At 33.3% G+C, this 25,284-nt stretch carries 23 protein-coding genes and 1 pseudogene; 16 read left to right on the top strand and 8 right to left on the bottom strand.

Annotated features, from left to right (window positions below; genetic code table 11):
* The first annotated feature begins 42 nt into the window (after positions 1–42).
* Positions 43–1,317: an argininosuccinate lyase gene (gene argH, locus RG22_RS10885; RefSeq protein ID WP_034043119.1), complete on the top strand. Its 1,275-nt coding sequence runs from the start codon at positions 43–45 to the stop codon at positions 1,315–1,317.
* 56 nt (positions 1,318–1,373) lie between these two features.
* Positions 1,374–2,237, top strand: coding sequence for an alpha/beta hydrolase (locus RG22_RS10880; RefSeq protein WP_034043117.1), 864 nt, complete (start codon positions 1,374–1,376; stop codon positions 2,235–2,237).
* A 56-nt stretch (positions 2,238–2,293) separates the two neighbouring features.
* Here the strand turns inward: RG22_RS10880 and RG22_RS10875 are convergent, their stop codons facing one another.
* A complete protein-coding gene (locus RG22_RS10875; RefSeq protein ID WP_034043115.1) occupies positions 2,294–4,807 on the bottom strand; it encodes a DUF5686 and carboxypeptidase-like regulatory domain-containing protein in 2,514 nt (837 codons plus the stop codon).
* A gap of 63 nt (positions 4,808–4,870) precedes the next feature.
* Positions 4,871–5,848: a pyruvate dehydrogenase complex E1 component subunit beta gene (locus RG22_RS10870; protein ID WP_034043113.1), complete on the bottom strand. Its 978-nt coding sequence runs from the start codon at positions 5,846–5,848 to the stop codon at positions 4,871–4,873.
* A gap of 189 nt (positions 5,849–6,037) precedes the next feature.
* On the opposite strand from RG22_RS10870, the gene RG22_RS10865 reads away from it, so the two are divergent.
* From RG22_RS10865 to RG22_RS10845, 5 genes are all read left to right on the top strand, one after another.
* Positions 6,038–6,790, top strand: a complete 753-nt coding sequence (locus RG22_RS10865; protein WP_034043112.1) for an electron transfer flavoprotein subunit beta/FixA family protein — start codon at positions 6,038–6,040, stop codon at positions 6,788–6,790.
* Positions 6,791–6,898: 108 nt separating this feature from the next.
* On the top strand, positions 6,899–7,858 hold the full coding sequence (locus RG22_RS10860; protein WP_034046002.1) for an electron transfer flavoprotein subunit alpha/FixB family protein: 960 nt from the start codon (positions 6,899–6,901) through the stop codon (positions 7,856–7,858).
* A gap of 118 nt (positions 7,859–7,976) precedes the next feature.
* Entirely contained in the window at positions 7,977–8,594 is a 618-nt protein-coding gene (locus RG22_RS10855; RefSeq protein ID WP_034043111.1) for a bifunctional nuclease family protein, read from the top strand.
* Positions 8,595–8,606: 12 nt separating this feature from the next.
* Positions 8,607–10,154 (top strand): NupC/NupG family nucleoside CNT transporter, encoded by a 1,548-nt coding sequence (locus RG22_RS10850; protein WP_034043109.1) that lies wholly within the window; start codon positions 8,607–8,609, stop codon positions 10,152–10,154.
* A gap of 83 nt (positions 10,155–10,237) precedes the next feature.
* On the top strand, positions 10,238–11,062 hold the full coding sequence (locus RG22_RS10845; protein ID WP_034043107.1) for a thymidylate synthase: 825 nt from the start codon (positions 10,238–10,240) through the stop codon (positions 11,060–11,062).
* Between the two features lie 98 nt (positions 11,063–11,160).
* Here RG22_RS10845 and RG22_RS10840 read toward each other — a convergent pair whose 3' ends face one another.
* Entirely contained in the window at positions 11,161–11,457 is a 297-nt protein-coding gene (locus RG22_RS10840; RefSeq protein ID WP_034043105.1) for an isoamylase early set domain-containing protein, read from the bottom strand.
* 299 nt (positions 11,458–11,756) lie between these two features.
* On the opposite strand from RG22_RS10840, the gene RG22_RS10835 reads away from it, so the two are divergent.
* The 6 genes from RG22_RS10835 (at position 11,757) to lspA (ending at position 17,358) form a co-directional block, all read left to right on the top strand.
* On the top strand, positions 11,757–12,680 hold the full coding sequence (locus RG22_RS10835) for a dihydrofolate reductase (RefSeq protein WP_034043103.1): 924 nt from the start codon (positions 11,757–11,759) through the stop codon (positions 12,678–12,680).
* A 96-nt stretch (positions 12,681–12,776) separates the two neighbouring features.
* Positions 12,777–13,580 carry a helix-turn-helix domain-containing protein gene (locus RG22_RS10830; RefSeq protein WP_034043099.1) on the top strand — a complete coding sequence of 268 codons (804 nt, stop codon included), beginning with the start codon at positions 12,777–12,779 and terminating at the stop codon, positions 13,578–13,580.
* 83 nt (positions 13,581–13,663) lie between these two features.
* Positions 13,664–14,209 carry a cupin domain-containing protein gene (locus RG22_RS10825; RefSeq protein ID WP_034046000.1) on the top strand — a complete coding sequence of 182 codons (546 nt, stop codon included), beginning with the start codon at positions 13,664–13,666 and terminating at the stop codon, positions 14,207–14,209.
* 138 nt (positions 14,210–14,347) lie between these two features.
* Positions 14,348–15,904: an NAD(P)/FAD-dependent oxidoreductase gene (locus RG22_RS10820; protein ID WP_034043097.1), complete on the top strand. Its 1,557-nt coding sequence runs from the start codon at positions 14,348–14,350 to the stop codon at positions 15,902–15,904.
* Between the two features lie 65 nt (positions 15,905–15,969).
* The gene (gene fabD / locus RG22_RS10815) at positions 15,970–16,863 is read left to right on the top strand and encodes an ACP S-malonyltransferase (RefSeq protein ID WP_034043094.1); all 894 of its coding nucleotides are present in this window, start codon (positions 15,970–15,972) and stop codon (positions 16,861–16,863) included.
* Positions 16,864–17,358, top strand: coding sequence for a signal peptidase II (gene lspA, locus RG22_RS10810; RefSeq protein WP_034043092.1), 495 nt, complete (start codon positions 16,864–16,866; stop codon positions 17,356–17,358). It begins immediately after the preceding gene.
* A 54-nt stretch (positions 17,359–17,412) separates the two neighbouring features.
* On the opposite strand, the gene galE is transcribed toward lspA, so the two are convergent.
* Positions 17,413–18,438 carry a UDP-glucose 4-epimerase GalE gene (gene galE, locus RG22_RS10805; RefSeq protein WP_034043090.1) on the bottom strand — a complete coding sequence of 342 codons (1,026 nt, stop codon included), beginning with the start codon at positions 18,436–18,438 and terminating at the stop codon, positions 17,413–17,415.
* Complete coding sequence (locus tag RG22_RS10800) at positions 18,431–19,564, bottom strand: DegT/DnrJ/EryC1/StrS family aminotransferase (RefSeq protein WP_034043088.1); 1,134 nt, start codon at positions 19,562–19,564, stop codon at positions 18,431–18,433. The genes galE and RG22_RS10800 overlap by 8 nt, the downstream gene beginning before the upstream one ends.
* A gap of 158 nt (positions 19,565–19,722) precedes the next feature.
* Between RG22_RS10800 and RG22_RS10795 the strand changes: the two genes are divergently transcribed.
* Both RG22_RS10795 and RG22_RS10790 read left to right on the top strand, forming a co-directional pair.
* Positions 19,723–20,958 carry a 3-deoxy-D-manno-octulosonic acid transferase gene (locus tag RG22_RS10795; protein WP_034045999.1) on the top strand — a complete coding sequence of 412 codons (1,236 nt, stop codon included), beginning with the start codon at positions 19,723–19,725 and terminating at the stop codon, positions 20,956–20,958.
* Positions 20,959–21,072: 114 nt separating this feature from the next.
* Complete coding sequence (locus tag RG22_RS10790; protein ID WP_034043086.1) at positions 21,073–21,372, top strand: hypothetical protein; 300 nt, start codon at positions 21,073–21,075, stop codon at positions 21,370–21,372.
* Between the two features lie 136 nt (positions 21,373–21,508).
* Here RG22_RS10790 and RG22_RS10785 read toward each other — a convergent pair whose 3' ends face one another.
* Together RG22_RS10785 and RG22_RS10780 are read right to left on the bottom strand one after the other, a co-directional pair.
* On the bottom strand, positions 21,509–22,177 hold the full coding sequence (locus tag RG22_RS10785) for a bifunctional 4-hydroxy-2-oxoglutarate aldolase/2-dehydro-3-deoxy-phosphogluconate aldolase (RefSeq protein WP_034043084.1): 669 nt from the start codon (positions 22,175–22,177) through the stop codon (positions 21,509–21,511).
* An 86-nt stretch (positions 22,178–22,263) separates the two neighbouring features.
* Positions 22,264–23,310 carry a sugar kinase gene (locus RG22_RS10780; protein ID WP_034043082.1) on the bottom strand — a complete coding sequence of 349 codons (1,047 nt, stop codon included), beginning with the start codon at positions 23,308–23,310 and terminating at the stop codon, positions 22,264–22,266.
* Positions 23,311–23,461: 151 nt separating this feature from the next.
* Between RG22_RS10780 and RG22_RS10775 the strand changes: the two genes are divergently transcribed.
* Positions 23,462–24,478: a LacI family DNA-binding transcriptional regulator gene (locus RG22_RS10775; protein WP_034043080.1), complete on the top strand. Its 1,017-nt coding sequence runs from the start codon at positions 23,462–23,464 to the stop codon at positions 24,476–24,478.
* Positions 24,479–24,550: 72 nt separating this feature from the next.
* Here RG22_RS10775 and RG22_RS17670 read toward each other — a convergent pair.
* A pseudogene (locus RG22_RS17670) lies at positions 24,551–25,265 on the bottom strand (integrase core domain-containing protein).
* Between the last annotated feature and the right edge of the window lie 19 nt (positions 25,266–25,284).

Raw genomic sequence — 25,284 nt, 5'->3', positions numbered from 1 at the left:
AAACAAACGAATCAACACATAAACAAATAAACTTTTTAGAAGATGAAACTCTGGGATAAAGGATTTACAATAGACAAACAAATTGAGCAATTTACGGTTGGCAACGATAGGGAAATCGATATTCATATTGCAAAATACGATGTGATAGCTTCGAAAGCACATGCCAAAATGCTTCAAAAAATTGGCATTATAACCGTTGAAGAATTAGTCGATTTATTAAGCGGATTAAAAGTTTTGGAAGATCAGATTGAAAACGGCAGCTTTGTCATTGATGCTCAATTTGAAGATGTGCATTCAAAAATAGAATTCGAACTCACCAAACAATTGGGAGAAGTGGGCAAAAAAATCCATACCGCGCGCTCGAGAAACGATCAGGTTTTAGTGGCGCTTCATTTGTATTTTAAAGACAATTTATTGGATGTAAAGGCAAAAACAAAAACACTTTTTGAAACCCTTTTGCAATTGGCCGATACGCATAAAGAAAAATTATTACCAGGTTATACGCATTTGCAAGTGGCTATGCCATCATCGTTTGGGTTGTGGTTTTCAGCTTATGCCGAATTGCTGATTGACGATGTATATTTATTAAACGCCGCCATAAAAACGGTAGACCAAAATCCTTTAGGATCGGCTGCGGGTTACGGCAGTTCTTTTCCGATAGATAGAAATATTACAACCCAAGAGATGGGTTTTGAAACCCTAAAATATAATGTGATTGCAGCGCAAATGAGCCGAGGCAAAAGCGAGCGCACCATTGCTGCTACTTTGGGCAGTTTAGCCAATACCATGAGTCGTTTTGCTATGGATGTGTGTTTATATATGAGTCAGAATTTTGGTTTTATCACTTTCCCAGACGAACTAACCACGGGCAGTAGCATTATGCCGCACAAAAAGAATCCGGACGTGTTCGAACTCATTCGTGGCAAGTGTAATAAAATACAGGCTTTACAAACCGAAATGATTTTAATTACTAACAATTTACCAAGTGGTTACCACAGGGATTTTCAGTTATTAAAAGAAAATACTATTGCTGCTTTCGAAGAGTTAAAGACCATTTTAGACATTTTTAATTACGCCATTCAGCAAATTGTTGTAAAGGATATTGATTTGAACGACGATAAATACAAGTATTTGTTTACAGTTGATAATATAAATAATTTGGTAGTTGATGGCATGAGTTTTAGAGAAGCTTACCAGAAAATTGGCGGACAAGTACAAGCGGGAACTTACAAGCCAGATATGAGCAAAGAGCATTCGCATATTGGTAGTATACATAATTTGTGTTTAGAGGATATTAGAGGAAAGTTTCCTGAATAGTTGATTTTCATCTTAATAAAATTTAACTTGTCCATAATTAATTCACTTTTATAGTTATGCAAAAAACAATTCAATTTTTAGTTCTAAGTCTTTTAATTTCAAGTTTTGGTTTTTCTCAATCAGGTAAAGTATTCGATCAATTATCGCATACTAGTGAAATTTTAAAACAGGAGCGAAATTTTGCTATCTATTTACCACCAGATTATGATACTTCACAACGCAATTATCCAGTTTTGTATTTATTACATGGTGCTGGCGATGACCAAACTGGTTGGGTACAGTTTGGTGAAGTGTTGAAAATTACAGATAAGGCTATAAAAGACGGTAATGCTACTTCTATGATAATTGTAATGCCAGATGCCTATACAACTAGGTTAGGTTATTTTAATGATGTAAGAGGCGATTGGAATTATGAAGATTATTTTTTTAAAGAATTAATACCGTACGTAGAAAGTAAATATCGTATTAAAAGCAAAAAAGAATACCGCGCTATTGCTGGTTTATCTATGGGTGGTGGTGGCTCTTTTATGTATGCTTTACATCATCCTGAGTTATTTGCATCGGCGTGCCCTTTAAGCGCTTATATTGGCCCAAAATCTATTGATGAAATGAAGCGATTTACTAAACGTTATAATAATTTTGAAGTTAATGATGCTGATGCCAAAACCTATTTCCCACAACATAATGCGTTGTCTCTAATTGAAAATATGACTAAAGAACAAATTGAATCTGTACGTTGGTATATTGATTGTGGTGACGACGATTTTCTTTATGAAGGCAATAGTTTAGTACATCTTGCTTTACGAAAAAAAGAAGTGAAACACGAATTTAGAATTAGAGATGGTGGGCACTCATGGAGCTATTGGCGAGAATCACTTCCTGAAGTTTTAAAGTTTGTCTCACAAGGGTTTCATAGATAAGGAAAAAGAACTATTTTAAATAAATTATTTACGAGGAATAATTTAAGTAAAAATTTCTAAAAATAAAATCCAAAAGTTCCTGTTACACCAAACTTACGTGCATCAGGATATAGCACTTTATCTTTATAATTTCCTCTAAAATTAAAATCGATTCTAAACACTTTAAAAATATTACCAACACCTAAACCATACTCGTAATAGGGCTTATTATTTGGTGCTACTAGCGGAATACTATTTGGACTGTTTGTAGTGTTCAAGTCGATGTTTCCTTGAGAAATTTCGCCCCAAACACCACGAATGCTTAGAATTTCGCGAAGATTAAATTTTCGTAAAAACGGAATTCTTGAAAAGAAACGCCCGTTAAAATTATGTTCTAAATGAAACGACGCATAAGTATCAGACACGAACTCATAAAAATCTAACTGCGAAAAGGTATTATAAATTGAAAAATACGATTGATTCCCTGGAATAACACTTAACAACCCTAAAGGGACTTCTCCAAAGGTTTTACCGGCTTCGATAGTGGTATACAGCCTGCCAAAACCGCCAACTTGCCATGGTTGTATGTACGATAGTTGCAGTTTGGTATAATCGAAATCACTATTAAACACCGTTTTATCACCACGGCTTATTTGCGCAAAAATACGTGCAAAATCATCGTTTGCTGTACGGCGCTCTACACCAAACCCTGTCATTTTTCGTTTTGGAAAATAGGATATTGATAGTGACGTTTCAAATTGCTTTATTTCGGATGCAAAACCTGTTGGCGACTCTGCATCTACATAATCTAAACTAAAGGTTGGTGATGCCGACTCTAAAGTACGGTAGTTTGAACCTAACCTAAAAATAACATTGCGCCAAGGTTCTAACTCGACCGCTAAACTTGTTAAATTTATAGAGGTTAATTTATCGTTTGCTCCTGTACCAACTACCGATGAGGATGCTAAACTACGCCCTAAAACGTCTGTGCTTGTTGTCAAGCTTGCCCCTATTTGTTCTACATCTCGCCTGTTTCCTCCAGAAATAATCAATCGGTTTTTCTTATCTAACAGCCATTTTCCAGAAATGCCGTATTTGAATTTATCATCTCTAAAACCGTAAGCTAAAAAGCCTTCTAATCGCCACAAATCGTTTCTACCAAAATAAGTACGTCCTCCAGCGCGTAAACGTAAGCCTTCAACTTCGTTAAATCCAAAGGTTGAAAAAATAGGACCGTAATCTAAAGGTAACGTGTTAAATTCGATATAACCCGATGATAAAATACTTCCTAAATTGTAAAGACGTTTAAACTTTTTTACGGTTTTTAAAGTGTCTAACATTTTATAAACACCTTTTTCATCTTTATTCAAATCTTCTAATCGGTTTTCTGCCCAAAACGCATCATCTCTATCATAAACATCCTTATCATAATTATAAACTTCTTGGTCGTAGAATTTTTTATCTAAAGGTTTATCGAATTCATAATTATTAAATAATGTGGTTCGTTTGCCATAAACACCTCGCGATTTTTCTTTTTTACTTAACGCAAAATCAGACATCATATAATCGCGCTTAACTAAGAAAAGTGAATCATTTAACACTTCAAACTCTTGCTCGATATAAATATCTTTTACCCAATTTATGTTGGCACTTTTTGAGGCTTGTAAATTAATTTCTTTAATAGCATAAGTAGAATCTGCTACCCAAAAATCACCTTTAAAAGTCAATTCATTTTTACGACGCGGATAATAAATAATATTGTAACACCATTTATTATCGATAAAGGCACTGTCGGACAGCACATAATTATAGGTGTTGATACCTGTCTTTGAAAGTGGACTTACAAAACTTTTATCGAAAAATTTCAGATAATTATCGTAAACATTATAATCGGAATATAAATCGTCAACAAAATCAATCACGACTTGATTATCGCTAAAACCTGAGTTTTTATTTCCTTTTAAAACTTCTTTTTGTTTATTAATTACATTATCACCATAAACTTTTGATACGGCTTCGTTAATAAACATGGGTAAGTATGTTTTACCAGTAACGCGAGAGGTATCTACTTCGTTAAAAACAAATTCCATCCCTCTAAAAAGTTTACTTTTAATAAGTGCGCTATCAATGGTATTAATATCGAATTCTACTTTTTCGTATTTATCGTATTCGTATTGCTTGTAAAGGTTTAATCCATTTCTACGCTTATGTTCCCAAATTTTACGCAACAAATCTATAGCGGGATTATTTTTTTTGGATTGCTTTCCAGATACAATAACTACTGCATCTAATTGTGCTGCTTCCTCTTTAAGCGTAAACTTTAAATTGTAATTTACTTTTTTTTCTAACGGAATTTCGATGGTTTCGTAGCCTATAAACGAAATAATTAAAGCACTCCATATTTCAGCAGATTCTAAATAGAATTTTCCGTTTTCATCTGTAATAGTGCCTTCAGAAGATCCTTTAAATACAATATTAGCAAAAGAGACGGGTTCGTTATAATCATCAAACACATAACCGCTAACTTTGGTTTGGGCTATTGCTGAAAAAAATCCTAAGAAAAAAATTATAAATAGTAGTCTTATGTTCATAGTATAAAAAAACTTCATCAACAATCGTGCTAATGAAGTTTATATAACGTAAAAAAAATTAATTTATTTGTATAAAACTTTTTTAACTGCTTTAATTACATCTTCGCTATTTGGTAACCATTCTGCTAATAAAACAGGTGAATATGGAGCTGGTGTATCTGCAGTATTAATTTTTACAATGGGAGCATCTAAATAATCGAATGCCTCAGATTGTACTAAATATGTAATTTCTGTAGCTACATTTCCAAAAGGCCATGCTTCTTCTAAAACTACTAATCTATTTGTTTTTTTAACTGATTCTAAAATGGCTTTTCTATCCATTGGTTTTACAGTACGTAAATCGATAATTTCGCAAGAAATACCTTCTTTCTCAAGTTCGTCTGCAGCTTTGTAAGCTTCTTTAATAATCTTTCCAAAAGACACAATAGTTACATCTGTACCTACACGTTTAATTTCTGCAACGCCTAACGGTAATACATATTCGCCTTCTGGCACTTCACCTTTATCGCCGTACATTTGCTCGCTTTCCATAAAAATAACAGGATCGTCATCACGTATTGCCGCTTTTAACAATCCTTTGGCATCGTATGGGTTAGATGGTACTACTACTTTTAAACCAGGGGTATTAGCAAACCAGCTTTCAAAAGCTTGCGAGTGTGTTGCTCCTAATTGTCCAGCGGAAGCTGTTGGCCCGCGAAAAACAATTGGGCACTTGAACTGTCCACCAGACATTTGCCTAATTTTTGCAGCATTATTTATGATTTGATCAATTCCAACTAAAGAGAAGTTAAATGTCATGTATTCAACAATAGGTCTGTTCCCTGTCATGGTCGATCCAATGGCTATTCCAGCAAAACCTAACTCAGCAATAGGTGTATCGATAACTCGTTTTGATCCAAACTCGTCTAACATACCCTTTGAAGCTTTGTAAGCTCCATTATATTCTGCCACTTCCTCGCCCATTAAATAAACGCTTTTGTCTCTACGCATTTCTTCGCTCATGGCTTCGCAAATTGCCTCTCTAAATTGAATTGTCTTCATTAAATATATTTTTAATCGAATTGCAAAAATAACAATAAATAGAATACTTTGTTTAAAAGAATTATCTAAAATTTATTATGCACGCATAGCAAATATTCGAAATAAAATAATTAACTTCGTTCCCTAAATTTGAAGTACATAATAGTTATATACTTCTCAAATAAAGAATCTTAATTTAATTATAAAAATATGAAAGTTTTAGTGTGTATAAGTCACGTTCCAGACACTACATCAAAAATTAATTTTACAGATGATAATTCTAAATTCGACACCAATGGTGTACAATTTGTTATTAACCCAAATGATGAGTTTGGCTTAACTCGCGCCATGTGGTTTAAAGAAAAACAAGGGGCAAGTGTAGATGTTGTAAATGTTGGTGGTGCGGAAACCGAGCCTACGCTTCGTAAAGCTTTAGCCATTGGTGCAGATAGTGCCATACGCGTTAACATTACTGCTATGGATGGCTTTCAAGTAGCTAAACAATTAGACAAAGTAGTACAAGATGGTGACTACGATTTAGTAATTGCTGGTCGCGAATCTATTGATTATAATGGCGGTATGGTTCCAGGTATGTTAGCTGGTTTAACTAATGCTAATTTTGTAAATAACTGTATTAACCTTGAAGTTGATACTTCGACAAACTCTGTAACCGCTATTAGAGAAATTGATGGCGGAAAAGAAACTGTTACGACTTCGCTACCGTTAGTTATTGGCGGACAAAAAGGGTTGGTTGAAGAAAGCGATTTACGTATTCCAAATATGAGAGGTATAATGATGGCACGTAAAAAACCATTAACGGTTGTTGAACCTGTTGATGCTAATGCCGAAACCGCAGCGGTTAAATTTGAAAAGCCAACTCCAAAAGGTGCAGTAACATTAGTGTCTCCAGATAATTTAGACGAATTAGTAAACTTACTTCATAACGAAGCTAAAGTAATTTAATTAAAAATTAAATCATCCCAAACTTGTTTTGGGATCTTTTGAAGTATTTAAAAAATATTAATTAAGATTTCCGTCTTCACGGGAATGACAAATAAAAGATTACATATTATGTCAGTTTTAGTATATACAGAATCAGAACAAGGAAAATTTAAAAAAACAGCCTTAGAAGTAGCGTCTTATGCGAAAGCGGTTGCAAACCAATTAGGAACTACGGTAACTGCTGTTGCAATAAATACAAATGACACTTCTGTTTTAGGAAATCACGGAGTAGACAAAGTTTTAAATGTTAGTAACTCTCAACTTGACACTTTTAATGCCAAAACCTATGCTGATGTTTTAAAACAAGCCGCAGAAAAAGAAAGTGCCAAAGTTGTAATAGTTAGTTCTAGTGCAGATAGTAAATATTTAGCACCTCTTTTGGCCGTTGGTTTAAACGCTGGATTTGCTTCAAATGTTGTTGAAGCTCCATCTAGCACATCGCCTTTTACCGTTAAACGAACTGCTTTTACAAACAAAGCTTTTAGTATAACAACCATTAACACCGATGTTAAATTAGTTGCCGTTTCAAACAATTCTTTTGGGTTAATAGAATCTAATGGTAATGCTTCCGCGGAAGGCTTTTCGCCTTCTGTTCCAGAATCTGGTGTAAACGTACAATCGGTAGATAAAGCAACAGATAAAGTAACTATTGCCGATGCCGAAATAGTAGTTTCTGCTGGTCGTGGTTTAAAGGGTCCAGAAAACTGGGGTATGATTGAAGAATTAGCCGATGTTTTGGGCGCAGCAACAGCTTGTTCTAAACCTGTTTCAGATTTAGGTTGGAGACCACACAGCGAACACGTAGGACAAACAGGTAAACCCGTAGCAGCAAATCTATATATAGCTATAGGCATCTCTGGAGCTATTCAACATTTAGCAGGTATAAATGCTTCAAAAGTAAAAGTTGTAATTAATACCGATGCCGAAGCGCCTTTCTTTAAAGCTGCCGATTATGGTGTTGTGGGTGACGCTTTTGAAGTGGTTCCGCAACTCATCGAAAAATTAAAAGCTTTTAAAGCTCAACAATAGATTATTTTTTATAAATTGTATTGTTCCACAGAACTGATTAAATTAGCATTATATCAAAATCTGCCTTAGGCAGTTGGTTAAGTCCTAATTTAAACAGTTCTTTGCGTTTTTATAAATTATGAGTTTAGTAAAATTAAACATAAAAGGCATATCGTATAGTCAAACCCAAAATGGCGCGTATGCACTTATTTTAAATGAAGTAGATGGTGACCGCAAACTTCCTATTGTAATTGGTGCCTTTGAAGCGCAATCCATCGCAATCGCATTAGAAAAAGAAATTCGTCCACCACGACCTTTAACTCACGATTTATTTAAAAATTTTGCAGATCGATTTGATATTGTTGTAAAGCAAGTTATTATCCATAAGTTGGTTGATGGTGTTTTTTACTCTAGTTTAATATGCGAACGCGATAAAATTGAAGAAATTATTGATGCTAGAACTAGTGATGCTATTGCTTTAGCACTTCGTTTTGACGCACCAATTTTTACTTATAAAAACATTCTTGATAAAGCAGGTATTTACTTAAAAGTGAATCCTAAAAAAGATGAGGAAGACGAACTGCAAGACAGTATTTTAGTTGATGATTTAATAGCAAATGAATTAGAACCTAACGCACCTCGCGAAAATTACAAAGGAAAAACGCTTGAAGAACTTCATAATTTATTAGACGAAGCAGTATCTAATGAAGATTACGAAGCTGCGGCACACATTCGCGACGAAATTTCTAAACGCTAATCTCAAAAATTTATGAAATCCTTTTTTTTGTCTTTAGTTGCTATTTTTATCTTATTTACTTCAACATTAATAGCCCAAGAAACAGACAAAATAAAGCTTACAGATACTATTGAAAATGTATTGCAAACACCCTCAATACAATCAAACACTTCAACAGATTCATTACAAATGAATGAGCAAGTTGTAGAATCTGAAAACCAAACACAACAAGTTGTTCCAAATACAAATGAAACAAATAATACTATTATTGAAAGTCAAGGCTTTTCAATAAATAGCTTATGGCGTGGTGTTTTAGGGATGATTACTTTAGTATTTATCGCTTTCCTTTTTAGTAGCAATAGAAAAGCTATCGATTGGAAAATTGTTGGCATTGGTTTAGCATTTCAATTATTGATTGCTGTTGGTGTTTTAAAAGTTGAATTCGTTAAAACTATATTTGAATTTATTGGTGGCATGTTTGTACAAGTGCTAGAATTTACAAGAGCAGGCAGTAAATTTCTGTTTGAAGGTTTAGTAGTAGACATGGATACTTTCGGATTCATATTTGCTTTTCAAGTATTACCAACTATTATATTCTTTTCGGCTTTAACTTCGGTTCTATTTTATTTAGGCATCATTCAAAAAATAGTAAAAGCTTTTGGTTGGCTATTATCTAAACTTTTAAAAATATCTGGAGCAGAAAGCTTAAGTGTTGCTGGTAACATCTTTTTAGGCCAAACTGAAGCACCACTTTTAATAAAGGCATATTTAGAAAAAATGAATAAGTCCGAAATCCTTTTAGTTATGATTGGTGGTATGGCAACGGTAGCCGGTGCTGTATTGGCTGCATACATTGGGTTTCTTGGTGGAGATGATCCTACATTAAGGTTATTTTATGCGAAACATTTATTAGCAGCATCGGTTATGGCTGCTCCTGGAGCTATTGTCATTTCAAAAATATTATATCCGCAAACTAAAAACGTTAATACCGATGTAACCGTTTCGCAAGAAAAGATAGGATCAAACTTCTTAGACGCCATTGCAAACGGTACGACCGAAGGTTTAAAATTAGCAGTTAATGTAGGAGCAATGCTTTTAGTATTTGTTGCTTTTATTGCTATGTTTAATTGGATTCTAGGTTGGGTTGGAGATGTTACGACTTTAAATAGTTGGATTGCAAGTAATACTTCATATGATAGTCTATCACTTGAACTCATTTTAGGCTATATTTTTGCACCACTTATGTGGCTTATTGGTGTTGCCAAAGAAGATATGGCTTTAATGGGACAACTATTAGGTATTAAACTTGCCGCAAGCGAATTTATTGGCTACATACAATTATCAGATTTAAAAAACGCAGCAAATGCTACACATCTTAGCTATCAAAAATCGATAATTATGGCAACCTATATGCTTTGTGGTTTTGCAAACTTCGCATCAATTGGTATTCAAATTGGTGGCATTGGCTCTTTGGCTCCAGGGCAACGTAAAACCTTATCGAAGTTTGGAATGAAAGCTTTAATTGGCGGCACGATTGCTTCTTTAATTTCGGCTACTATTGCAGGAATGATTATTGGTTAATAACTTTATTATAATATCTTAATCTTTAAGCATAAATTTTTAGGCTTTTTTATATTTTTATTTCCGCAGAAAAAAGAAATTACATGAAGCAATATCACGACTTAGTAAAACACGTTTTAGAAAACGGAAACGAAAAAGGAGATAGAACAGGAACTGGAACAAAAAGTGTTTTTGGGCATCAAATGCGATTTGATTTAAGTGAAGGTTTCCCAATGGTTACTACAAAAAAATTACACCTAAAATCGATTGTTTATGAGTTGCTTTGGTTTTTAAAAGGAGATACAAACACCAACTACTTAACTGAAAATGGTGTTAGAATTTGGAACGAATGGGCCGATGAAAATGGCGATTTAGGCCCCGTTTATGGTCACCAATGGCGTAACTGGAATAACGATGAAATTGATCAAATAAAAGAGGTTATTCATTCATTAAAAAACAACCCAAATAGCAGACGTATGTTGGTTTCTGCTTGGAACCCTTCTGTATTACCAGATACTTCAAAAAGCTTTAGTGAAAATATTGCAAATGGTAAAGCAGCATTACCACCTTGCCATGCTTTTTTTCAATTTTATGTTGCCGATGGAAAACTATCATGCCAACTCTATCAACGTAGTGCCGATATTTTTTTAGGTGTACCTTTTAATATTGCAAGCTATGCTTTGTTTACTATGATGATGGCTCAGGTTTGTGGTTATGAGACTGGAGAATTTATTCACACTTTTGGCGATGCGCATATTTATAGCAATCATTACGAGCAATTGGAATTACAACTATCTCGTGATTTAAGACCACTACCAAAAATGATTTTAAACCCAGAAGTTAAAGATATTTTTGATTTTACTTTTGATGATTTTGCTTTAGTAGATTATAATCCGCATCCGCACATAAAAGGCATTGTAGCTGTATAAAACAGCTTTTCTTATTTTAAATTAACAAGAAATGGAATAAAAAAGTGCTTTCAATAAAATGAAAGCACTTTTTTAGTTTAATTGATTTTTGGATTTAACTAAACGTTTAACACACCATTTTCCGCTGATGCATAATCATTCCAAGCATAAGCATCTGCTTGCTCGTCATTAACATAAGCACCATCTACAAGGTATCTAAACTCATAAGAATTATCTTTTTCTAAGTTTAAAGTGCCTTTAAAAGTGCCGTTCTTTAATTTTTTAAGCATTGTTGCTTCAGTACTCCACTCGTTAAAACTTCCAACTACCGCTACTTCTTTTGCGTCTTCTGCAGGAACAGAAAAAGTAACTTTACATATCGGTTTGCTTTTTAAATATTGTTTTGTAATAGCCATGATTTATGTTTTTTTTATTTAAAACCTATTTTACGTTGCAAATTTATAAAACAATTAAATATTCATAATCATTTAAAATGCTTTACATCAAAGAATTATCAATTTAATAATATGGCTTTACAATAATTTAAAGGATTCATTTTTTTAACTAATAAATTACCGAAATGATAAAGGATATTAGTTATTTTTTAGCTGAATTTTAATGATATAAAATCGAAAACGTTTTCGATTTTAGTCCTAAATTATCTTTTTAATGGTATTACTAAAAGTTTTAACTTTACAATCATTATATAATTGATATGTTCGGAAAGAAAAAACAAAAACCTCAGATAGATTTAGCTCAATTAGAGCTTATTGAAAATGCACAAAAACGCATCAAACAAAAAAAACGCTTATACATCCATTTCGTTATTTTTTTAATAGGTGGTGTCTTTTTAATTCTTGCTAACACCGTTTTAGGTATTGGCAAAGAATTTACTTTGTTTGGTAAAGAATGGTTTTTATTTGCCATTTTGTTATGGCTTTTCTTTTTCTTATATCATGCGTTCAATGTGTTTGTTACTCATAAATTTATGGGGAAATCTTGGGAGAAAGACCAACTAGAAAAGCTTGTAGCAAAACAACAAGAACGTATAAACAAGCTAAAACAAGGTTTTGTAAAAGAAGAAACTTTAATAGCACAAAGCGAAGTTTATAATGAAGCATCACCTAAAACCCAAAACCCAAAACCTAAAAGAGAATTGACAATAATTGTCGCTGCCGCGGAAAATGATGCGATTGGATTAGGTAACAAACTTATTTGGCATTTAAGCGACGATTTAAAACGCTTTAAAAATCTAACAAATAGACATCATATCATTATGGGTCGCAAAACTTTTGAAAGTTTCCCGAAACCGCTTCCTAACAGAACGCATGTGGTTATTTCAAGGCAGCATGATTACAAAGTGCCCAACGGCGTTATTCTAGTAAACTCACTAGAAGATGCTTTAGACGCTGCAAAAAACGATTCACAACCCTTTATAATTGGTGGTGGCGAAATTTACAAACAAGCTATGCTTTTAGCCGATAAAATTGAGCTAACACGCGTGCACGAAAGTTTTGAAGCCGATACATTTTTTCCAAAAATTGATACAACAGTTTGGAAAGAAACAGCTAATACTTTTCATACAAAAGATGAAAACCATGAGCATGAGTTTTCGTTTTTGACTTATGAAAGAATATAACCAAATTTATATTTGTCATAAAACTAGTTGACCTTGTTTAACGGCAGATATAAAACATTAATAGCGATTTCATATGCAAGAAGGCATTAATATTAAATGAAACCTGACTCTATTAACATAACACAAATAATTAAAGAAAGTACTTTAAAACATTACAGTGATGATTTTGCGGTTTGCTGGATTAAAAATGAGGTGCTTGGTGTTGAAATTGACCATGTTTTATATAAAAATGTTTCGAATTCCATTTTTTTTCTCGATCCTAAATATCAATGGAAAATCTTAAAAAAAGATAGCACTACTTCTTCAGGTTATATTTTGTACTTAGCTAAGGAGGTTTTAAATAATCCCATTTTAAGCAATCTCCACATAAACAAAATAAGGCTTTTCAATTCAGGTGAAATTCCATTATTTAAATTAAGTCCGGGGATAGAAAAAAGAACTCAAGCAATACTTGAAATGATTGATGAACTTTTAGGATCGCATCTTAATCATAAAGATGATGCCATACTTTCTCTGCTGAACACATTTTTTGTCTACTGTGATGGACAATGTAATATTAAGTCAATAGTTTCAAATAATAATTCCAAAACAAATGTAGTCTACAAATTTAAAAAGTTGGTCGACCAATACATTCTAAAAAATCACGAAGTAGCTTTTTATGCAAAGCTTCTTAATATATCTCCAAAATACTTGAATGAATGCGTACAAGAAGTACTAAGTGTAAGTTCAAAAAGTATCATAATTGAACAATTACTTATGAGGTCTAGGCACGCATTAAAATTTTCGAACAAAACCATAAAAGAAATCAGTTTTGAATTAGGCTTTTCGTCCCCAGATTATTTTAGCTACTTTTTCAAAACCCACACAGAAATTACTCCCTCAGACCTTAGAAAAAATTAACTACTCCTAAAATCCATGGATTTACCGTAATTTTCGCATTGCTATACTAGCATAATCAATATAAATTGCAAAAAAATTTAATCATGGACAGAAAAAAATTCATAAAAACTTCAGGGGTTGGATTAGGTCTTGTCTTAATTCCTAGAATGATTCAAAGCCAAACTATCACTAAAAAAAAGAATCATACAGTCAATACCGAACCCAAAATAGTTAAAGATTCTGAAGGTGATGTTTTGAACGTAATAGGTGATATTCAAACCCATAAACTGATTGGTAGCGATACTGGAAACCAAATAGTTGAATGGGTGGACAATGTTGAACCAGGAATTGGAATTCCGCCACATATTCACACTAAAGAAGATGAAATATTTAGAGTCATCAAAGGACAAATTGAAATAACGGTTGATGGAAAAACAACTGTATTAAACGAAGGAGATGTAGCTTTTGCTCCAAAAGAAATACCACACTCGTGGAAAGTTGTAGGAACAGAAAAAGCTAAAATGATTACTTCTGCTTTCCCATCAGGCATAGAATTTATGTTCAAAGAATTAGCAAAACTTCCTGTTGATCCTCCAGACTTCAAAAAAGTATCTGAAATTTGCGCAAAACATGGTATTAGCTTTGTCTAAATACTAATTACCAAACACGATGGTATACATATTCAGCAAAAGCTAATCTTAATAGCTCTACAACTGCGTTTAGCTGACAGTTAAAAGGAGCTCTTAAATTCTTTTAACCACCTTTCATATTTTCCGTAATTTCGCAACATGATAAAAGAAATTCAACTTCGTATCTCACTTAAAGACGAAGAGCGCAGCGATATACTTACAATAAAATCAGCAAGTTTTTTAAATGTTGATAGAGCTGATATAACGGGTATTAAAGTCCTACGTAAATCTATTGATGCTAGAAAACCAAAAATAATTTTCAACTATAAAGTTGCAGTTTACATTAAAGAAGCTTTACCAAAAAACTCAGAATACACCTTTAATTATAAAGATGTTTCAAAAGCGAAACCCATTCATATTATTGGTTTTGGTCCAGCAGGTATGTATGCCGCTTTACGCTGTATAGAGCTTGGTTTCAAACCTATTGTTTTAGAGCGTGGTAAAAACGTAAAAGATCGCCGCAGAGATTTAAAAGCCATAAATCAAGACCATTTTGTAAACGAAGACTCTAATTACTGTTTTGGCGAAGGTGGTGCAGGCACGTATAGCGATGGTAAATTGTATACACGAAGTTTAAAACGTGGCGATGTACGACGCATTTTTAAAAACTTGGTATTTCACGGAGCAACCAGCCAGATTTTAGTCGATGCGCATCCGCATATTGGCACCAACAAATTACCGAAAGTGGTCACCAATATTCGAGAAACCATTTTAAATTATGGAGGTGAAATTCATTTTGAAACACGCGTTGTAGATTTTACTATAAAAAATAACAAAATACAAGCTATTCAATTGCTAAATGGTAACGAAATGATGGCTAACCGCGTTATTTTAGCAACAGGACATTCAGCTCGAGATATTTATTATTTATTGCATAAAAAGAAGATTGCTTTAAAAGCTAAATCATTTGCTATGGGGGTTCGTATAGAACATCCCCAACATATTATTGATAGTATTCAATACCATTGTTCTGGTAATCGACACGAATTACTCCCTGCGGCTTCTTACGGATTGGTACAGCAAGTAAATGAGCGTGGTGTGTATTCGTTTTGTATGTGCCCTGGCGGATTTATAGTGCCAGCCGCTACTGCAAACGGTGAGGTTGTTGTTAACGGTATGTCGCCTTCAAAACGAAATAATCTGTATGCCAATTCGGGTATTGTAGTTGAAATTAATGCTGAACAAGATTTTAAAAAATACGAACAATTTGGGGTTTTAAAAGGATTAGAATATCAAAAGAATTTAGAAAAATTAGCTTTTACCGCCGGCGGAAGAAGTCAAGTAGCACCAGCACAACGTTTAACTGATTTTGTTGAAGGTCGCTTATCAAATAATTTGAATACTACATCGTATCAACCTGGATTAAACTCAGCACCATTGCATTCACTTTTACCAAAATTAATAGGTAGCAGATTACGAAAAGGTTTTGAAGCATTCGGACAAAAAATGAAAGGTTATTACACCGAAGAAGCTAATATTGTTGGTGTAGAATCTAGAACCTCATCGCCTGTAAATATTCCCAGAAAAGACAATTTAGAACATTCAGAAATTGAAGGCTTATTTCCATGCGGAGAAGGTGGCGGATATGCTGGTGGTATTATTTCAGCAGCTATGGATGGCGAACGTTGTGCAGAGGCTGCGGTTACTGGGTTGTGATTTTTAGACTGAATACTTTAAGATAATATTCCTATTTTTGCAGCATCAAAAATTTAAAAACAACTATGAACGCATATATATTTCCAGGTCAAGGCGCACAATTCTCAGGAATGGGTTTAGACCTTTATGAAAACTCGACATTAGCACAAGAATTATTCGAACAAGCTAACGATATTTTAGGTTTCAACATTACCGATACGATGTTTGAAGGCACTGCCGAAGCGCTAAAAGAAACCAAAGTAACACAACCAGCAATATTTTTACACTCAGTAATTTTAGCAAAAACTTTAGGCGATAGTTTTAAACCAGATATGGTTGCGGGACATTCTTTAGGTGAATTTTCAGCTTTAGTAGCCAACGGAAGTTTAAATTTTGAAGACGGTCTAAAATTAGTATCTCAACGCGCTATCGCGATGCAAAAAGCTTGTGAATTACAACCTAGTACTATGGCTGCCGTTTTAGGTTTAGATGATGATATTGTTGAAAAAATATGTGCTATAACTGAAGGTGTTGTGGTTGCAGCAAATTACAACTGCCCAGGTCAATTGGTAATTTCTGGTGAAGTTGAAGCTATTAATAGAGCTTGTGAAGCTTTAAAAGAAGAAGGTGCGAGACGTGCTTTAGTATTACCAGTTGGCGGCGCATTTCATTCGCCTTTAATGGAACCTGCTCGTGAAGAATTAGCAGCAGCTATTGAAAACACAACATTTAGCAAACCTAACTGCCCAATTTATCAAAACGTAACGGCAAATGCTGTAATTAATGAAGCTGAAATAAAAGCAAACCTAATCTCTCAATTAACAGCGCCTGTGCGTTGGACACAATCTGTACAGCAAATGATTGCAGATGGTGCTACTTTATTTACTGAAGTTGGTCCAGGTAAAGTATTGCAAGGTTTGGTAAAGAAAATTAATAGAGAGTCTGAAACTGCTTCTGCAACTTTTGAAAGTAATAACTAAATGAAACTATCTAGACGCTCTATTTTTATTGTTTCAGTAATTATTATTACAATCGCTTTAGATCAAATTTCAAAGATTTGGGTTAGAGCTGAAGTTGTAGCTGGAAGTCAATCTGAAATTATTGGTAATTATTTCACATTACATAATGTAGAAAACAAGGGTGCTTTTTTAGGCATGGGTAGTGATTTAAATGATACGCTTAGAATAATTTTACTACTTGTTTTACCAATTATTGTTTTAGCATTTGTACTGCGTCATATTTTAAAAGATAAAACATTAGACAATCTTTCTCTTTTTGCATTCTCAAGTATTATTGGTGGTGGAATTGCTAATGTTTACGATCGCTTTGTGTACGGATCTGTTACCGATTTTTGGCATATCGATTTAGGTGGTGTATTTAGAACTGGTATTTTTAATATGGCAGATTTATCGGTTACAACAGGTATGATTATTTTGGTAATTGCTAGTTTTAGGAAGAAGAAAAGTATTAAATAAAAGAAGGTTGCTAAATAATCTTAGCAACCTTTTCAATATATTTCAAGAATTATTCTATTTATTACCCCTAACAATTTGCTCCCATTTCCAAGCAGATCGCATGGCATCATCAAGTGTTAATTTTGTTTTCCAACCCAATTCGTTATTGGCTTTTGTAGTATCTGCATATGCCGAAATAATATCGCCTTCTCTCCTACCTACTATTTTATAATTAAGTTTTTCTCCAGAAACTTTCTCGAATGCTTTAACGACTTCTAGTACAGAGCTTCCTTTTCCTGTTCCTAAATTAAATGTTTCGTAATTCGCTTTGTTCTTGTTTTGCAATAAACGATTAAGAGCAACAACGTGCGCTTTAGCTAAATCTACTACATGAATATAATCTCGAACACAAGTACCATCTGGTGTTGGATAATCATCACCAAAAACAGACAATTGCTCTCGAATACCAATAGCCGTTTGAGTAATAAATGGCACTAAATTTTGTGGCACTCCTATTGGAAGCTCTCCAATTTTAGCCGATTCGTGAGAACCTACTGGATTAAAATATCGCAATGCTATAGCTTTTAAGCTTGGTGTTACTTTACAGGTATCACTTATAATTTCTTCTCCTATTTGTTTGGTATTTCCGTATGGAGATTCAGCTTGTTTTACTGGGGCATTTTCAGTTATTGGTAACTCATCGGCTTGACCATAAACTGTACAAGAAGAGCTAAAAATAAAGGCTGCAGATGGCAACTTTTTTAATTCCTTAAGAATATATACTAAAGTACTAATGTTATTTTCATAATAAAGTAATGGTTCTTGTACACTTTCTCCAACCGCTTTACTTGCTGCAAAATGAATAACGCCTTTTACATCATTATGTTTTTCAAAAAAGGTTTCAACTTTAGGTCTATCTTTTAAATCTAATTTTTCAAACAATGGTTTCTTACCGGTGATTGATGTAATCCCATCTAAAACTTTTTCAGAAGAATTTGATAAATCATCAATAATAACAACTTCGTAACCTTCATTTTGTAATTCTACAACGGTGTGTGAACCTATAAATCCTAAACCACCGGTAACTAATATTTTATCCATTTATAAATTTTATAAGAGTTGATGTAATATATTCAATTTGCTCATCGTCTAATTCTGTATGCATTGGTAACGAAATAACATCTTTAACTAATTGATTTGTAACAGTAAAATCTGCTTCATTATAACGAGAATCTACATATGCTTTTTGTAAATGAAGTGGAATTGGATAATAGACACCACACGGAATATCATGTGCGTTTAAATGTTTTACCAAGGCATCTCTATCTATACCTTTTACTTTTAATGTGTATTGATGAAACACGTGACTATCATCACTACCGCTTCTAAAAGGTGTTTCAATATTATTAATGTTTTTAAATGCGGCATCGTATTTATTAGCAGCATTTCTTCTACTATCACAATAATCGTCCAAATACGGCAATTTTGCATCTAAAACAGCCGCCTGAATACTATCTAAACGGGAATTCACACCAACAACATCATGATGATAACGCTCGTACATCCCATGATTCACAATACCTCTAATACTATGTGCTAAATCGTCATCATTTGTAAAAATAGCACCACCATCGCCATAACAGCCTAAGTTTTTTGATGGGAAAAATGATGTAGACGACACATGACCAATGGTTCCAGCCTTTGCTTTAGTGCCATCTTTATTGGTGTAAGTAGCACCAATCGCTTGAGCATTATCTTCAATAACAAATAAATTATGAGCTTTTGCAAGCTTCATAATAGCTTCCATATTGGCACATTGCCCGAATAAATGCACGGGTACAATAGCTTTTGTTTTTGGAGTAATCGCTTTTTTTATGGCTTCAATATTAATATTAAAATCATCAGGATTAACATCTACTAAAACAGGTGTTAGATTTAACAATGCTATAACCTCTACAGTAGCAGCAAAAGTAAAATCGGCAGTAATAACCTCATCTCCTGGCTTTAACCCTAAACCCATCATTGCAATTTGCAAAGCATCGGTTCCATTTGCACACGGAATAACATGTTTTACATTGAGATATTGTTCTAAATTCTTTTGAAATTCATGAACTTTTGGGCCATTTATAAACGATGTAGTTTCAATAACTTCTTGAATTGAAGAGTTTACAACATCTTTTATTTGATTGTATTGACCCTTAAGGTCTACCATTTGAATTTTCTTCATCTAAAAAAATTTACAGCTCGCTTATCTTTAAAAAATAAACAAACTCTATTTTAATGAATACTCTTAAAGAGTTTTAATGTAGCGAAATTACAAAATTCATAAGCGTTAACCAACGTATTTATTTTAAAGAAATGTATTTTAGCATTAAAGAAATAAAATTGAGTTTAATTTATAATTTAGGAATTTATTTAGCGCATTTTGGGTTAAAATGTGTTGCACGATTTAACAAAAAAATTAAAGAAGGTGTTAACGGACGCTCTGAAACTTTTAATATTTTAAAAAGAAATATTAATAAAGATGACAAAACGCTTTGGTTTCACTGTGCTTCTTTAGGCGAATACGAACAAGGTCTTCCAGTTTTTCAGGCTTTACGAAAACATTACAAAACACATAAAATTGTACTCTCTTTTTTTTCACCTTCAGGTTACCAAATTCGTAAAAATTCACCTATTGCAGATGTTGTTGTTTACTTGCCGTTAGACTCAAAAAAGAACGCTAAAACCTTTTTAAATATAGTAAATCCAGAACTTACTCTCTTTGTTAAATATGATATTTGGCCTAATTTTTTAAATGAATTAAAACGGAAACAATTACGCGCCATATTAATTTCGGCAGCATTTAGAGAAAACCAATCGTTCTTTAAATTCTATGGGAAAACATTGCAAAATGCTTTGTTTACTTTCGATCATATTTTCACCCAAAATGAAACCTCAAAAACGCTATTGCATTCTATAAATTATAATACGGTAACCGTTTCTGGCGACACACGTTTCGATCGGGTGTATAGCCAATTAAATCAGGATAACCGTTTAGATTTTATTGAGGCCTTTAAAGCTAACAACTTATGTGTTGTAGCAGGAAGCACTTGGTCTCCAGACGAAAATTTATTTATAAACTATATAAACAATAAAGCGGCGAAAAATATAAAGTTTATTATTGCACCACACAATATAAATAGTGCACAAATAAAAAGCTTAAAAGAAAAATTAAATGCTAAAACTATTTTATTTAGTGAGAAAAAAGAAAATGATATCTCTAAAGCACAAGTTTTTATTATCGATACTATAGGCTTATTATCTAAAACATATAATTACGCAGATATTGCTTATGTTGGTGGTGCTATAGGAAACACAGGCTTACATAACACCTTAGAACCCGCAGTTTTTAGTATTCCTATTATTATTGGGAATAACCATTCCAAATTTCCTGAAGCCAAATCGATGATTGATATTAATGGCATGTTTTCAATTTCTAATCAAAAAGAATTCAATAGTATTTTAAATGAACTTATTGAAAATGAAGACAAAAGAATAAATTCTGGCAAGAAAAATTTAGACTATATTAAAAAAAACAAAGGTGCCGTCATCCAAATACTCGATTATTTGCGTATATAGAATGATTTTAATAGTAAATGTTAAAAATTTAACACAATTTTAATAGATTTTAACAAGAAGTTATTAAATTCGTAATATAGATTTTTAAAAAATTAACACTAAAACAAAAAACCGATGAAAAAATTATTTTTAAGCACTGCTTTATTACTAGTATTTGGCTTATCATTTACGTCTTGTAGAGACACTAAAAAAGCTGAAGATTCAATGGAAGATGCTATTGAAGCAACTGAGGAAGCTGTAGAAGATGCTGCTGACGCTGTTGAGGATGCAGTTGACGATGCTGGTGATGCTATTGAAGACGCTGCTGATGCTGCTGGTGAAGCTGTAGATAAAGCAGTTGATGCTGCTGATAAAACTGTAGATAATGCTGCAAATGCTGCAAAAGAAAAAATTAAAGAAGCTGGTGGTAACTAAAAACCATTAAAGTTAAAAAACCACCAATAGGTGGTTTTTTTTTGCCCAAAATTTACAATACTTCTCATAAAGGCTTATAATACAAATAATTAATATTTCCTCAAATTAAAAACAACTAGCCTTAAAAAAATTAGAATTACTTTCTTAAGTCTTTAATAATTCTAAGTGCTGCTCTGGTATCCGATTCAATTTTTGCTAAATCATAAGTACCATCTGCATGCTTTGAAATAAGTTTAGAACCCATCCCCACACAAGTTACACCAGCATCAAACCAACCTTTTAAGTTTTCTTTAGTTGGAGACACACCTCCTGTTGGCATAATACTCGTCCAAGGTTGTGGACCTTTTACTCCTTTTACAAACTGTGGTCCATAAATATCCCCAGGGAATAGTTTTACTATTTCGCATCCTAGTTCTTCTGCTCTAGCAATTTCTGTTAATGTACCACAACCTGAAGACCATAATACTTTTCGCCTATTGCACACTATAGCTATATCTTCTCTTAAAACAGGTGTAACTATAAAGTTAGCACCCAACGCCATATACAATGATGCAGCTGCAGCATCTGTAACAGAGCCAACTCCCATAATCATTCCGGGCAACTCTTTAATAGCGTATTTTGTTAATTCGCCAAAAACTTCATGGGCAAAATCGCCTCTTGCTGTAAACTCCATTAATCTTGCTCCTCCATCATAGCAAGCTTTTAATACTTGTTTACTTAATTCAATATTATTATTAAAAAACAAAGGAATCATCCCAGTTTCTTTCATAACATTCGCAACTTCTATTCGTGTAAATTGTGCCATTTTAAATGTGTATTTGTTTAATCGTGTATTTGTTTATCTGTTAAATTGAATAAACAACTGAACAGATAAACGAATGAACATTTATATTATCTTGCTACTCGACCAGAGGCATCACCTCCCATTAATTTTTCTACCTCTGAAACTGTTACTAAGTTCGCATCTCCTTTTATAGTATGTTTTAAACAGGATGCTGCTACTGCAAAGTCTAATGCGTTTTGATCGTCTTCAGGATATTTTAATAAGCCGTAAATTAATCCACCCATAAAAGAATCGCCTCCACCAACACGATCAACAATATCTGTAATTTGGTACTGACGGGTTTCGTACATCTTTTTTCCATCATATAAAACACCTGCCCAAGTATTATGAGATGCAGAAATTGAACCTCTTAAAGTAGTTATTACTTTTTTAGCTCTTGGAAATTTTTCCATCATTTGCTTACAAACAGATAAGAACGCTTCAGCTTTTACATCGTGACCGTGTTTATGTACATCTAATCCTTCTGGGTGAATCCCAAAATGTTTCTCTGCATCTTCTTCGTTACCTAATACAACATCACAATAAGAAGTTAATTCGCTCATAACTTTTTCTCTGTGTATTTTGTCACAGTATGTCCAAAGCTTAGCTCTATAGTTTAAATCAGTTGAAATGGTTACTCCCATTTCGCTAGCAACTTTAACGGCCTCTAAACAAGTATCAGCTGCTCCTTGAGATATGGCTGGTGTAATACCAGTCCAATGAAACCAAGCCACATCTTTAAAAACAGATTTCCAATCGACCATCCCTGGTTCAATTTCAGAAATTGCGGAATGTGCTCTATCGTAAACCACTTTACTTCCTCTACTAACCGCACCAGTTTCTAAAAAATAGATCCCTAAACGATCTCCTCCATAAACAATCTTATCTACACCTACACCTCTTTTACGCATTTCCATCATGGCACATTCACCAATATCATTTTTTGGTAAGCGTGTTACAAAATCTACAGGCACACCATAATTAGCTAGCGATACAGCTACATTAGATTCTCCACCACCGTATATAACATCGAAACTTGATGCCTGCGAAAATCTTAAAAATCCTTGAGGTGCTAATCTTAGCATAATTTCCCCAAAAGTGACTACTTTTTTCATTTTGAATGTTAGTTTAATTAGTTATACAATATGCATATGCTTAATCGTTTAACCAAATGATTTAAAAATAAATCAAAACGAATAGATTTTGATTTTTAAATGTTAAAGCATTACTTTTGCTTAAACGATTAAGCAAATATATAAAAACTAGGTGAATAAAAAAAGAACAACAATAAAAGACATTGCTAATGAGCTAAACATTTCATCTGCAGCAGTTTCTAAAGCTATGCATGATGATTCTAGAATTAGTAAAAAGACTAAAGAAGCTGTTAAACGTGTTGCTGAAGCATTAAACTATCAACCCAATCATTTAGCCAGCGCTTTAAGAAAAGGAAAAAGTAATTTGGTAGGTGTTATTGTACCTAGGACAAATAGTAACTTCTTTTCATCTGTTATTGAACAAATGGAAGATGTACTTAACAAAGCTGGCTATAATATTATTATAACCCAGTCTAATGAATCCTTTGAAAAAGAGTGCAAAAATATTGACACACTTTTATTTACTCAAGTTGATGGTATCATTGCTTCTATGGCAAACGAAACCGTTGACTTGTCTTATTTTGAAAAAATAAAATCAAAAGGTATTCCACTCATATTATTCGACAGAGGTGAAAACGACTTAAATGTAGATTATGTTGGAATTAACGATTATGATAGTAGTCATATGATTATTGAACACTTAATTTCAAAAGGCTGTAAAAGAATTGCACATATTGGTGGATATAGACGAACACGAATTTTTAATAACAGAATAAGAGGATATGTTGATGCTATTAATAAGAATAATTTGCCCTTAGATAACAACTTAATTATTGAGAGCGCATTAACGCTTGAAGATGGCAGGCGCGAAATGGAAAATCTACTAAAACTAAACAACAAACCTGATGCCGTTTATGTAGCTGGAGATTATGCCGCTCTTGGTGCACTTCAAGTTTTAAATGAAAATAATATAGATGTTCCGAACCAAATGCGTTTAGTTGGTTTTGGCAATGAGCCTTTTACATCTTTAGTTTCGCCAACCATTTCTAGCATTAATCAACATAGTAAAGAAATTGGTCGACTTACAGCTGAAACCTTTCTAGAGCGAGTTGCAAATCCAGAAGTAAAGCAAAGCTTAAATAAAATAATTTTTGATGCTGAATTAATTGTTAGAGATTCTTCAGAATAAGTGTTATTGTAAAACTAAATAATATGAGTGGAATAATGGACTTGCAACAAAAAGCGGACAATTGAATAAGAGTCATCCAGCTACTTTTTGATTAAACATTTCTATTTTAATTTCTTCTATAGATGTATACCCTAAAGAAGAGTGTTTCCTTCTTCTGTTATATCAGGTTTCTATCCATTGGAATATAAATAACTCAGCTTCTGACCTAAGCCAGTAATTGTGTTTATATACCCATTCGACCTTTAAGCTTTTAAATAAAGATTCTGCTACGGTATTATCCCAGCAGTTTCCTTTTCTACTCATAGATTGTTTTATAAGCCCCTTATAACTTTTTAAGATATTGGTAAATTTATAACTAGCGTATTGAGTTCCTCTATCAGAATGGAATATTAATTCCTTACTTATCGTATTTGATGTTACAGCCATATTGAAAGCAGGAATGATAGTATCACTAGTACTTAATGTTTGGCTCATTTGATGTTTTATGAACCTAAATTTCTCCTGTCGCTCTAGGAGAAGGTGTTGATCGCTTTTTTTAAGATATCACGTTCTAATTGCATATCTTTTAATTGTTTCTTCAGGTTGGCAATCTCGCGTTGTTCTTCTGTTAATTTTGGTTTCTCGCGTCCTGGAAGACTATTTTTACTATATTCTCTTCGCCAGCGACTCAATACTGAGAAAGGAATATCCAATTCTATGTATACTTGGGCTATATTGCTTCTAGCTTAACTAATTCTACAGCTTTTTTATTAAAGTCTGTGGCGTAATCTCTTTTGCGTTTTGACATAATTCAAAAGGTAAATTAG

This window comes from Wocania ichthyoenteri Th78 (assembly GCF_000789235.1).
GTDB classification, from domain to species: Bacteria; Bacteroidota; Bacteroidia; order Flavobacteriales; family Flavobacteriaceae; genus Wocania_A; species Wocania_A ichthyoenteri.
Note: the sequence above shows the minus strand (reverse complement) of the source record. Positions and strands in the feature narration are given on the sequence as shown.